The 12222-nt window shown below is 69.7% G+C and carries 7 protein-coding genes and 4 pseudogenes; 2 read left to right on the forward strand and 9 right to left on the reverse strand.

All coding sequences use genetic code 11. The features are described from left to right. Positions 1–100: 100 nt before the first annotated feature. A pseudogene (locus ACH4J0_RS41880) lies at positions 101–1027 on the forward strand (IS630 family transposase); the annotation flags it as partial. Between the two features lie 127 nt (positions 1028–1154). Here the strand turns inward: ACH4J0_RS41880 and ACH4J0_RS41885 are convergent. From ACH4J0_RS41885 to ACH4J0_RS41895, 3 genes are all read right to left on the reverse strand, one after another. After that, positions 1155–4046, reverse strand: a complete 2892-nt coding sequence (locus ACH4J0_RS41885) for a tetratricopeptide repeat protein (protein ID WP_396246453.1) — start codon at positions 4044–4046, stop codon at positions 1155–1157. Between the two features lie 325 nt (positions 4047–4371). Then, positions 4372–4740: a hypothetical protein gene (locus ACH4J0_RS41890; protein WP_396246458.1), complete on the reverse strand. Its 369-nt coding sequence runs from the start codon at positions 4738–4740 to the stop codon at positions 4372–4374. A 5-nt stretch (positions 4741–4745) separates the two neighbouring features. Beyond that, positions 4746–5003: an Arc family DNA-binding protein gene (locus ACH4J0_RS41895; RefSeq protein WP_396246454.1), complete on the reverse strand. Its 258-nt coding sequence runs from the start codon at positions 5001–5003 to the stop codon at positions 4746–4748. 140 nt (positions 5004–5143) lie between these two features. Here ACH4J0_RS41895 and ACH4J0_RS41900 point away from each other — a divergent pair. Then, positions 5144–6289, forward strand: a pseudogene (locus tag ACH4J0_RS41900) (M24 family metallopeptidase). Positions 6290–6338: 49 nt separating this feature from the next. On the opposite strand, the pseudogene ACH4J0_RS41905 reads toward ACH4J0_RS41900, so the two are convergent. From ACH4J0_RS41905 to ACH4J0_RS41930, 6 genes and pseudogenes are all read right to left on the reverse strand, one after another. After that, positions 6339–6762: pseudogene (locus ACH4J0_RS41905) on the reverse strand (GNAT family N-acetyltransferase). A gap of 205 nt (positions 6763–6967) precedes the next feature. Next, entirely contained in the window at positions 6968–7252 is a 285-nt protein-coding gene (locus tag ACH4J0_RS41910; RefSeq protein WP_396246455.1) for a hypothetical protein, read from the reverse strand. A gap of 112 nt (positions 7253–7364) precedes the next feature. Further along, the gene (locus ACH4J0_RS41915; protein WP_396246456.1) at positions 7365–7964 is read right to left on the reverse strand and encodes a hypothetical protein; all 600 of its coding nucleotides are present in this window, start codon (positions 7962–7964) and stop codon (positions 7365–7367) included. Positions 7965–8008: 44 nt separating this feature from the next. After that, the gene (locus ACH4J0_RS41920; protein ID WP_396246459.1) at positions 8009–10678 is read right to left on the reverse strand and encodes a tetratricopeptide repeat protein; all 2670 of its coding nucleotides are present in this window, start codon (positions 10676–10678) and stop codon (positions 8009–8011) included. Positions 10679–10780: 102 nt separating this feature from the next. Further along, positions 10781–11005: pseudogene (locus ACH4J0_RS41925) on the reverse strand (helix-turn-helix domain-containing protein); the annotation flags it as partial. A 6-nt stretch (positions 11006–11011) separates the two neighbouring features. Further along, complete coding sequence (locus ACH4J0_RS41930; protein WP_396246457.1) at positions 11012–11233, reverse strand: hypothetical protein; 222 nt, start codon at positions 11231–11233, stop codon at positions 11012–11014. Positions 11234–12222 lie beyond the last annotated feature (989 nt).

Consider the following 12222-nt stretch of genomic DNA (forward strand, 5'->3'; position numbering starts at 1 on the left):
CAGAGACACGATCATCCGCGCAGCATCCCAGTCACCACCGACCAGCCCTGGACACGGCCTTCCACCTGCAGCGATGACTTTACGAGCCCCACAGGGCAAGGATCTTGGGATCCATCCGACCACGGTAGCCACGTGGCGAAAGCGGTTCGCGGCCAACCGGCTGGAGGGCCTGGCCGACGAGAAACGGCCAGGCCCTGCCCGCACAGTGACCGACGAGCAGGTCGAGGACGTGATTGTGCGGACCCTGGAGACGACTCCGAAGGGAGCCACACACTGGTCCACTCGCGAGATGGCCAAGGAGAGCGGGCTGAGCCAGTCGACCGTCTCGCGGATATGGCGTACCTTCGGTCTCAAGCCGCACCTCGTGGACACATTCAAGCTGAGCAAGGACCCGCAGTTCATCGAAAAGGTGCGAGACGTGGTCGGCCTGTACCTCGACCCGCCCGAGCGGGCCATCGTGCTGTGCGTCGACGAGAAGTCGCAGATACAGGCGCTGGACCGCTCGGCCCCGGTCCTGCCGATGATGCCCGGCATGCCCGAACGCCGCACCCACGACTACCTGCGCGGCGGCGTCACCACCCTGTTCGCGGCACTCAACACCGCCACCGGCGAGGTCATCGGCTCCCTCCACCGGCGCCACCGCGCAACGGAGTTCAAGAAGTTCCTTGCCAAGCTCGACAAGGAGGTCCCCGCCGAGCTCGACGTCCATCTGATCTGTGACAACTACGCAACCCACAAGACGCCCGCGATCCAGAAGTGGCTGCTGGCGCACCCGCGCTTCCACATGCATTTCACGCCCACCAGCTCGTCCTGGCTCAACCAGGTCGAGCGCTGGTTCGGCCTTCTGACGGACAAGCAGATACGCCGCGGCGTCCATAAGAACGTCCAGGCTCTGGAGAAGGACATCCGCGAGTGGATCGCCCACTGGAACGAGAACCCCAAGCCGTTCGCGTGGACCAAGACCGCCGACGAGATCCTCGAACGCCTCGCCGGCTACCTGAACCGCCTTCCGGAACCCAAGTCGTAGTTATGAAGTGTTTCTGAGACTCAGGACACTAGCGGGCCGCCGACCAGGTTCTACGTGACACCTACGACCAGGCCGCGCTCGCCCGACAGTTCTCGAGCCCGTTCACACGAGGCGTGTGAGGGATGGGTCACCAGAGCAGCTCCAGCCGCCGGACGAAGGACGTCAACTGGGCCGCCTCCGAAGGGATCACGTCAACCAGGCTAGTGACGGCGGCGATCAGCTCGCCGACCTGGCCGCGGGACGGGCCGCTGTCGAGGAAGTCCGCCAGTCGGCGCTCGGCCTCGCCCCTGCCCGGGAGAAGGCAGCTGACGAGGAAGAGGTTGCCCTTGTCCGGGATCTCGTCCTCGCCAGCCGCGGCCGATCCCGGCGCGAGGAGGTCGAGCGCCCGGGCCAGCTGCGCGTCGCGGTCGGGATGTCCGAGGGCGTGGAGCACGACTGCCTTCTCGTAGCGAAACCAGGAGTTGTCAGGGTCGAGTTCGAGGGCCCGCGTGAGGTCGGTTAGTGCCTCCTCGTACCGGCCTAGGTAGCGGAGGGTCACCCCTCTGCCAGCGAAAGCCCATACATTCTCGGGCTGGAGCTCGACGGCGCGGGCGAAGTCCGCCAGCGCCTCCTCGTACCGGCCCAGGACGCGGTAGGTCTGCCCACGGCGGATGTACACCCACGTGTAGTCGGGCTCGAGTTCGAGGGCGCGCGCGAAGTCCGCCAGCGCCTCCTCATACCGGCCCATCAAGTCATACGTCTGCCCACGGTTGCCGTACACCCACGCCTTCTCGGGAGCGAGTTCGATGGCGCGCGCGAAGTCCGCCAGCGCCTCCTCATACCGGCCCATCGCGCCATACGTCTGCCCACGGCTCCCGATGGTCCAGGCGTCGTCCGGATCCCGCTCGATGGCGCGCGCGAAGTCCGCCAGCGCCTCCTCGTACTGGCCCAGAAGCCGGTGTGTCTCGCCACGCGAGGCGGTGATCCACGCACTCTCGGGATCGAGTTCGGTGGCGCGGGAGTAGTCGGCCAGCGCCTCCTCGTACCGGCCCATCACGTGATACGTCTGCCCACGGCACGCGATGGTCCACGCCTTCTCATCGAGTTCGATGGCGCGCGCGAAGTCCGCCAGCGCCTCCTCATACCGGCCCATCGCGCCATACGTCTGCCCACGGCTCCCGATGGTCCAGACGTGGTCCGGATCCCGCTCGAGGGCGCGGGTGAACTCGGCGAGCGCTTCCTCGTTCCGGCCCAACAGACGGTATGTCTCTCCGCGGCCGCGGACGGCACGGACGGCTTCTTCCTGCAGAGCGAGAGCCGCCGCATAGTCGGACAGGGCTTGCCCGTACTCCTCCGCCATCTGGTGGGAGTCACCGCGCAGGATCAGGGCATGTACCCGGCCGTCGGTGTCGAGTGCGCTGCAGGAGAGGATCAGGGTGAGGGCGGAGATGCCGGGGGTGGGGGTTTCCATGGCGTCCAGGAGGCGGCGGCTCCAGTCGCGCAGGGTCGGGACGTCACTGTCCGAGCCAGCCTGGGCCAGCGTCTGAGCCCAGCGGCGCAGGGTGGTCGTGTCGTGGTCGTAGGCGTCGAGCGCTTCTCGGAGGGCGTCAGCCAGGGCCGTGTGGGGGCCGGCGCACAGACGGTGGTAGGTCTCCTGCAGGCGGTGGCCGCGCCAGCGTTCGTCGGTCCAGCAGCTGTCGGCGGGACCGGTGGCCGGCTCAAGGGCGGCCCGCTGCCGGGCGAAGGCGTCGGCCAGTCTGATGTGCTGTTCCTGCCAGCGCTGCGGAGACTGCTGACGCTGCAGGCGCAGCATCGCGGTGCGGACCACGTCGTGGTAGTGGCATTTGCCAGCGCGATCGGTGACGAAGGGCATCGACCGCAGCCAGCCGAAGAGTTCGTTGGCCTCCTCGGTCGCCGCGGCGGCGCGGTAAACATCCTCGTCGAGTTCCCGGGGGAAGGCGCAGGCCAGGGCGGCGGCGCGGCGGGCGGGGTCGGCTTCCCAGCGGAGGAAGCGCTCGACGGCGGTGCCGCTCGGGTCTCCGACATCGGCCGGGTTGGTGGGGCGGGCCTCAGCGAGAGTGGAGACCAGGACCGGAAGCCGCCCGGATAGCTGCAGGATGACTCCGATAACGCGCTCGTCATTGATGCCCTTGGCAGCCAGGAGCTGGCGCGCCTCGGTGTCGGTGAAGACGTCCAGTGGGAGATCGGTGACCAGGTCGAGCCAGTCCTCCCAGCACTGCCGATTCAGCTGTCCCTGCCCGGCCAGGACCACCAAAACGTTGGCGGGCATGTCCCCGTACCGGTCGCTGACCAGGGTATTGCGCAGCCACTCGTCCAGTAGCGGACCGATGCGCTCGTAGGTGTCGAAGAAGAGCACCAGCCAGGGTCGGCGTCGTGCCGCCTCTGCCAGGTCGCGGAGGAAGACGGGGGTGAGAACCTGCAGCGGGGACATGACGAGTTGGACGTCCTCGTGGCTGCGCAGACGGGCGCTGAGCACAGCCTTGACCCGATCGGCCCCGGCGGCGATCTCCTTGGCGTCGACCGCGCCGGTGAACGCGCCCACTCCGGGAATCATGCCGAGCCCGACAAGGCCGAGCTTGGAGGCGATCAGGCTGCCCGGGGACGGGGTTCCCGACTGTCCGCCGCCGCTTCCCGATGTCTCGCCGGCCGCCGGTTCGGCGTTGACCTCGTATCGGCGCTGTCGGTAGGTGGCCAGCAGCTTGTCGAAGTCCTTGAGGGCGGAGCCCTGTTGGGCCAGTTGGAGGCTGATCGTCTCCATCGCCTCGACGACGTCGCCCACCGACTCGTCGACGTAGGCGGTGCAGGCCTCGGCTTCCCTGGCGGCGCTCTCCAACTGCCGGACCAGAGTGGACTTTCCGACACCAGCCGGACCGCGGATATGGAACAGGAACTGCGGCGACTCCTCGGCGGACCGCCTAAGGGTGTCCTTGAAGAGTGCCAGCTCGCCCTGCCGTCCGATGAATCCGGCTTGGCGCCAGCGCCGGATCAGCTCCTGCCGTGAAGGACCCCGCCCCGCCATCCGCCAGCCTCCCCATGGGTCGACACCCCGTCAGGTCCATGGTCCCTCATGGGCACTCCTCACCCAACCGTTCGGCCCAGAGAGAGCTATCCGTCACTTCGCGCCAGCTTCGGGAGCGCAGGGCCTGCTACCGCGTGCTGGAACGGATCGAGGAACAGTTGCTCGGCGAGCTCGCCGCCGGGCATCAGCACGTGTGGGAGAGCGATGCGGCGGGCAAGCCGCTCCTGCCTTCAGCCGTAAGACCCCCGGGCCGCAGCCGGTCTCCGCGTTCGCCGCTGTTGAGGAGCGAATTTCACGGGACCGGGGCGGCCGCCAGTTCGGAAGGTCAGGGTGTCAGATCGATGATCCGAACCGGCTGGCCCTTCCATCGGGCCGGGTCCACGGTGGCGACGACCGCGCCGTCCGGGCGCTCCGGGGTCGGGGTGGCGGCGTAGCGGGTGTGGGCCTGGGCCCAGGTGTTGTCGGCGGCGATCGCCAGGGCGGCGGCGAGGTCGAGGTCGAGCACGGTGAGGCCGGGGAGGGCGGCGAGGTGTTCGGCGGTACCGGGACGTTCGCGGTCGGCTTCCACCAGGGCGCAGGCCGGGGCGTAGAGGTACCAGCCGGGTTCGGCGTGGGCGCGGTGGATGAGGCGGGAGGCGAGGAGGTTGCCGCGGCCGGCGGCGACCATGGCGGTGTCGTCGAGGACGACGTGCAGGTCGGTCACTGGCCGCCTGCCTGGGCCAGGCGGCGGTCGAGTTCGGCGTCCAGCTGCTGGGTGTCGGTGGCGTCGGGGCTGTAACCGTTCCAGGCGGCGAGCCTCTGGCGGGCCTGCTCGGCACGCTCGGCGCGCTCGGCAGGAGTGAGCAGGGTGTCGGCGAGGCGGGCCAGGTAGGCGCGCAGGGACAGGTGTTCGGCGGCGGCGACCTCAGCAAGGCGGTCGCGGGTCTCGGCGGGGATGCGCACATTGGCGTCGGCCATTGGGTGATGCTCCTCTCGATCCGCACCAGGATACGGGTACGTACCCGCATCCTCCAATGGGTACGTACCCGTACCCGTACCCGCTATAGTCGGCTCTGGGCCGAGACCGTCCGTCGAAGCCTGAAGCGGAGGAGTAGCGGGTGGAAGGAGCGGGACGTTGCCCCGGCGGCGTTGTCGGATGCCGAGAGCACTGCGGCGCTGGAGCAGGCCGCCCTTTCGGCAAGACACTCGTCGTGGACCTGGTGCACGCGGCGCTGGCGCGGCGTGGTGGTGCGGTGCGGGTGGACCGCGACGGCTACAAGGCCGTCCACCCCGACTACGCGCGGTTCCTGGCTGAGGATGTGCGTACGGCCGGGGTGCTGGTGCGCACGGACACCTACGGGTGGCAGGCCCGGTTGGAGGCGCTCGTGCGGGAGGGCCGGTTCGATGCGGTGGTGGAAGCGGCGCTGGGCCGCCCCGAGGAGTTCTTCGCCGAGATCGCCGCGTACCGGCGGGCGGGCTACCGCGTCGAAATCGTGGCTCTGGCCGTACCCGAGGCGCTCAGCCGGCTCGGCGTCCTGGACCGCTACTTGGACCTGGCTCTTCAGGGCCGGGCCCACTACGTGGCCTGGGACAACCACGACGCCTGCGCCGCCGCGCTGCCCACGACACTCGCCGTGGTGGAGGCCGGGCACCCTGCACTGGGTGCGCAACGACGGCCGGGCCAAGCCCGGCGATCTCTGCTGCTCGACGCGGGCGTGGAGACCAACGAGCTGTACACCGCTGACGTCACCCGCACCCTGCCGGTCTCCGGCCGCTTCACCGACCTGCAGCGCAGGGTCTACGACGCGGTGTAAGCGGCGCAGGAGGCGGGCATCGCGGCGGTGCGGCCCGGCGCCGACTTCCGCGACTTCCACCACGCCGCGCAGCGCGAACTCGCCGAACACCTCACGTCCTGGGGCTTGTTCGGCGACCTCACCGCCGACAAGGTCTACGAGCTGGGCCTGCACCGCCGCTTCGCCCTGGCGGGCACCGGCCACATGCTCGGCATCGACGTCCACGACTGCGCCCACTTGCGCACCGAGGAGCACGTGGACGGCAAGCTGCTGCCGGGCATGGTGCTGACGGTCGAGCCGGGCGTCTACTTCCAACCCAACGACCTGACGGTGCCGGAGGAGTACCGGGGCATCGGGGTGCGGATCGAGGACGACATCCTGGTCACCGAGGACGGCAACGAAAGCCTCTCCGCGGCGCTGCCCCACCGCTCCGACGAGGCGGAGGCATGGTTGGCCCGGCTGCGCGGCTGAGCCCGTTCAGCCGCGCAGCCGGGCGGCGGGCCGGTGCAGCGAGCCGGGCTCAGGCCGGCAACGGCTTGGTCCAGCGGCTCCACTGCGGCTCGGGCCGGTAGCCGGCCGCCTGCCAGGTGCGGTGGCCGAGGGCGTTGTCGTCCAGCACCATGGCGTCGGCCCGGCGGCCGCCGAGCGCGGCGAAACGCTCCTCGGCGGCCCCCAGCAGGGCGGCGCCGATGCCGCGCTGGCGGTGTGCGGGATCGACGGCGAGGCGGTAGAGGTGGCAGCGCCAGCCGTCCCAGCCGACGATCACGGTGCCGAGCAGGGTCGCCGGGTCGTCGGCGGGTGTGGGACGACCAGGCAGTCGGGATCGCGGGCGAGCAGCGCGGCGACGCCCGCCTCGTCGTCCGTGATGCTGGCGCCCTTGGCCGCCGGGCTCAGAGGGCGAGCAGGGCGGGGACCTCGTCGGGGGTGGCGGCGCGCAACACGATCTGGTCGGTTATACGGGGCCTGTCTAGCAGCCCCGGTTCGCACCAGCACCGGGATTTCCACGTGCTGGACGGCCCGACGGCACGAGCCCGCGGATGAACGGGGCCGGCACGGACGGCGCCGCCCGCGTCGGCCCGGTAGGGCGGAGCGGACGGTACCGGTCGCGTGGCGGCCGCCGGAACCGGCGACCGCCGGGAGCGCCGGAGATCAGAAGTGGTGGGTGGTGTCCCGCTCGGCCGCTTCGATCTGGTTGATCCGGCGCTGCAGCGCGTCGGCCTGGGCACGGGTCTTGCGCGCCACGTCGTGCTGGCCCGCGCGGTCCAGTCGGTCGGCCTTCTGACGCAGTTCGGCGACCTGCTGGCGCATCTTGTTGAGGTCGACCTTGATCGAGGCGGCAGCCGCCGGCTGGGCGGAGGCGACCTGGGCAACCGTCGCCAGGGCGCCGCCGGCCAAGGCTGCGGTCAGGACGAGGGCGGTCATGCGTCGACGCATGGGTGACTCCTTACGGTATTACACGGATCACTGACTGGACATCATCCGATTACCAGTCAGTAACCATGATGGCACGATCCTGTGCCGCCCCCTGCGCCCGAACCGTCCTACCCTACGCACCGCTACCACCCGCTCCCCGGACCACTACAACCCACCCTTCCCCCTCCACATCGCTCCGCTCCGGCACCCGTGAGGACGCAAGGATCTGCTTGCCGTTGAACGGGCCGCCCAGAATGGTCAGGAACGACCGGGCCACGACCTTGCCGTCGTAGCTGCCCAGCTTGAGATCCGTTGACGCGGAGGCGTCGAAGTTCTCATTGGTCTGGACGTACGTGTCGAATGTCGTGCCGACGTCCACCACCGGGTCGATGGTGACCGAAAACTGCGTCCTGGCGTCCGCGAGGAAGGCCGCGTCCGGAGTGAACACCAACTCGGTGTCGGCGCCCCGGCCGCGCAGCTCCATCGTGACCGCGCCGCGGTTCAGGTGCTCCTGCGAGGGCGGGTCGACGACGGCGTCCCACATGACGGGGGCCGGGATCCGGACCGTGGTCTTGCCGCTCGCCTTGTCGAGCAGCTGGATGGAACCATCCTGCTGCGGGGCGACGGTGAGGCCGGTGGTGTCGAGCGGGATCGTCACGGTGCCGGTCTGGGCAACGGCGGCACGGTCCTTGACGATCAGGAACTGCTCGAAACCAGTCCGGGTGGCCTCCAAGGGCCCGCACCCGCCGGGATGGGCACTCCGCTGCTGATCCGGGTTCAGTCGCTACGGTCGCTGCGGGGGGCGCCCTCACCTGGGAGACGCTCGGCAGCGGCGCCGCCGAGCGCACCCTGCGCTCGGATGCGCAAGACGTGACTGGCTGATGAGCGGCTTCCCTGCTCAGCCGCCTTCGCGTACCACTCCAGGGCTTGCTCGGTCCGGCCGGTTTCCCGGAGAAAGTCCGCCATCTCCCGCAGAGCCCGGCGATCGCCCGCCGTCACGCGGGATTGGAGCCAGGCCGCAGCCGCGGCCCAGCCGCGGTACTTCAAGAGGATCCACGCAGCCTCCCGGTGGGCGTGCCGCTCCCCCACAGCGGCAGCTTTCGTGAACGCGGTGACTGCACCGTCCACGACTTCGAGATCCGCGGCTTCCCCGGCGATGTCGCACTTTCCCCGCAGGATCAGCCCGATCTGCATGTATGCGGTCATATCGCCGTATTCGGTCGCCTTACGGAACCAGTGCAGTGCCTCGTCAGGCCGCTCGGTCAGCCGGTACAGCGCGGCTGCCCGGCGGATCGCGGCCATGTTCGGCTGGACCTCGGTCTTGCCTTCCCCCGGGGTCTCAACCTTCTTCTCTGCGGCCCCGATGTAGATCTCCAGGGCTTTGTCCTGCTGCCCCACCGTGGCCAAGAGGTCAGCGAGCGGCAGAATGCTGAGCTCGTCCCCGTTGTTGACCGCCGCCTGGTACATCATGATCGCCTCATCGTCGCGGCCCAAGCCCTGTAGATGCTCCGCGGCGTCCCTCCAGGCCTCCAGGTCCCCGGCCGATCCGGCCTCCGCATAGAAACGCAGGGACCTGGTGGTGTCGCCCTCCTCCCACAGAAGGTGCGCAGCCTCACGCAGAGCGACGGGATTGCCCTGCGCGGCCAGGTCCCGCAGCCAGCGCACGGCCTGCTCCACCTGCCCGGTACGCCGCAGCAGCGCGGCCGCCGGCCGCAGGGTGCGGCTCGTCCCGTCGATCACCGCCGCCAACCGGTAGTGCTCGACCGCCTCGTCGTCCCGTCCCTCCCGCAGAAGCCGTCGGGCAGCAGTGACGGCGGCATCCGCGTCACCGGCCTCCGCCAGCATGCGCAGCCACCGGACCGCCTCGTAGGACGTGCCGTTCTCACTCAGCATCGCGGCCGCGGGCTCCAGCGCCTGGGCGTCGCCCGCCTCCGCCGCGCGCTGGTACCAGATGGCGGCCTCCCCCAGGCGTCCGGACTGCTGCAGGAGCGCTCCTCCCATCAGCAAGGTGTGGGTGTCCCCTTGGTCCACCGCGGTGCGGAAGTTCTGGGGCTCGATCAGCGGGCTCGGGCTCCGGTCGGTGGACAGGAAGCGCGCCACGGCACCAAGAGCCTCGGCGCTGGCCAAGGCGAGACGGGGGTCCCGCCCCGCGGTATCCGCCAGCAACGCCAGCTCGTCCGCGGTGAAGCGGTTCGGAACATCGACCGCCGAGTCCTCGATCAGGGTGCGCACTGCCGCGTCCGTGCCCGGGGTCTGGCCGTTCGCACGGGTCAGAACGCCGGCGTCAGCCGAGACGGTGCCGATGACCAGCACCGGTGCCCGACCAGGATCGTGCAGCAACTCCCGCAGCTCAGCATGGACATCCCCGGCCAGGTGACACTGAGCGGGATCCAGGAACCGCTCGATGCGGTCGAGCCAGACCACAGAGTTCGGGCCGGCCTGAGAGATCGCCTCCACCACCAGCTCGAACCGCGACGGGTCTGCAGGCGACCAGAAGCGCCAGGTTCCGGGAACCTCCCTCAGCGCCTCCCAGCACGTGCGCGTCGTACCGGTGGCCCGGTGCCCCCGCGCGAGGACCATCGCGCTCTGCCCGTCGACGGTCCTGCGCACGGCCTCACCGATCGCATGGTCGTGTTCCCGCCGAACATAAGGCGGCAGGACCGGCAACGGACCGTTCGCCGCCTGGACCGTGAACGCCTTGTGAACGCCCAGGGCCAGAGGATCCGCTACCTCGCTCAACGCGATCCCATACGGTGCCTCCGCCTTCGCCCGCACCCACAGGTCCCGGGCCTTCTCACTCACCGTGACCGGGTTCTCCCCCGCCATCCGGGCCAGGACCACCGCCACCGCCACCGTGTCGCCCAGTGCCCCAGGAGTGGAGGAGCGAAGCAGTCGGCTCACCGCGCCCTTGCCGGGAGCCGACTCCAGCGAGTCGTCCAGCCGCACCGCCTCCGCGACCTCCGCCATCGAAGGCTTTCCCGCCTTGAGTAGAAGCCCGTGCAGCCAGTCCCGCAACTCCCGCAACGGTCCCGGCCGCACCCAGACCCGTGGCGGCTCGCCCCGGCCCCGGCGTACGACCGTAGACCTGCCGCTTCCCTCAGCAGCCGATGCGGCCGCTGGCGAAGCCCACGCCGGGGCGGCCGAAGACGGACCCACGACGGCCTGCGGACACCGCCCGGTCACAGCCCGCTTCCACAACTCCTCCCAAACTGCGGCGCCGTACCGGGACGCGGGCGACCCGGCGAAACCCGAGATCATCTGCATGAAGCCGCAGAACACCCGCTCGGTCGGCACCGCCGCGCCCATCCGCAACGCCTCCCCCAATGTGCTCCTCGACAGCCTCAGATCCAGATCCGCCGCCCGCTGCTCCATCACCCGCAACGACGGACTGCCGCTCAACGCCCGCGCCGTGCGCATCAGCTCGCCCAGGTGCTGCGGCTCACCCAACGCCTCAGGCTCACGCCACCTGACAACGGACTGCGGCTCTCGCGGGCCAGCTGCGCGGACCGGCGTCCCGCGCCACAACCGCTCCGCCTTCCGCAGCTCCGCCGGCGTCGCACCACACGCGCGCACGAAAGCCCGCACAACGTCCAACTGCGGCCGGCGTGTCCCCGACGACGCCCGGGAGAACGTCGCCACGGACACCCGCGGCGAGGACTCCTCGGACATCTGGGCGTACGTCTTCCCACAGCGCGCCCGCAGCCCCTCCAGATACTCAGCCAGCTCCCGAGCGGCCGCCCCTTCAGCGACCGCCTTCTTCGGCCTTCCCACCACGTCGGCTCACCCGCGCCTGCGCCCTGCGGAGGCGGCCACGATCCGCCTCACCAGCTCCGCCGCCGTTACCACGGCCGCGCTCGACAGCGCGATGACCGTCTCGACCGACAGGCCCATCGCCGTCAGCACGACGAACACCGCCAGCACCGCCACCGCAAGGACCACCGCGGCGGCCGGCACCGGCTGGTCACTGTTCCTGGCCCTGCGGTGCTTCCGCAGAACGCTCATCTCGAAGTCCTTCCCCACCCTGGCAGCCCAACCGACAAGGAAGGCACGGGGAGGTTGCAGTCCTCTCCCGCACCGTGCGGGCCAGTCTTCAACACGCCCGACCCCCGGAACGCAATGACGGCGCCCCTCATCGCCGGTCGTTGAAACAACCAGGCCCAGCCAGCCGGGGTTTCCACAGCTCAAAGCGCATGGCGTCATTCCGGGCGGGCGAGGGAGGGCTGGCGCTTGTCCGTTTTTCTGCCCGAAATCACGTCATCTTCATTTTTTCATGATTGTCCGAACGTCGGTGCAACAAAGCGCGGCACCGCCCGGCACATCCATGCTGGTCAAAGCACCAAAGTGGCCGCCACCTTCCGACTGAATCCGCCTCATGTCCGCTCCATCCCATCGCGACCAGAGCACCTCCCACCCAGGCCACGGCAGATTGGTACCCGCCCTCCCGGTCACAGCCCAACACCACCTCCGGGAACACGGCCGCGCACCGATTGCAGCGGAGCCGGCCCGGCCGCAAGGCCACCCGTGTTCGGGGACGCCCACCCCGGCGTCCCCGAACACCAACCGTCCCCGCCGCTGGTGGGCGCCTCTACATGGACGCCGCCCCGACCCGGCTACGCGCTGACGGCTAGTACTCCAGCAGGACTTCGACGTTTTGCCTGGTCAGAGGCTGCGCGCGGTGAGTGTAGCGGGATGATTTCCGTCAGGGGCGGGCTTCAACGCTGCGGCCGACGAGAAGGCGGCCCAGGCCGACCGCATAGGGCGAAGTGACAAGTGTGAAGATCGAGAGGAGGATGTGCCCGGCTTTCTGTCGCATGCGCAGGAAGCCTCCAGCATCCGGTCCACAGGGGGGTCTTCCGTGCGCCAACGTCATCTCGCCAGCCTCGCCATCGCCACCGCACTAGGCCCGTCTTTCGCAGGTGGGGAATCGAGTGTCCAGCCAGCGTGGTCGGGTTGGATCGACGTCGAGTAGTTCCAGTAGTTGGGCCTGGATA

Origin of the sequence: Kitasatospora sp. NPDC017646 (assembly GCF_044329365.1) — a bacterium.
Lineage (GTDB): Bacteria > Actinomycetota > Actinomycetes > Streptomycetales > Streptomycetaceae > Kitasatospora.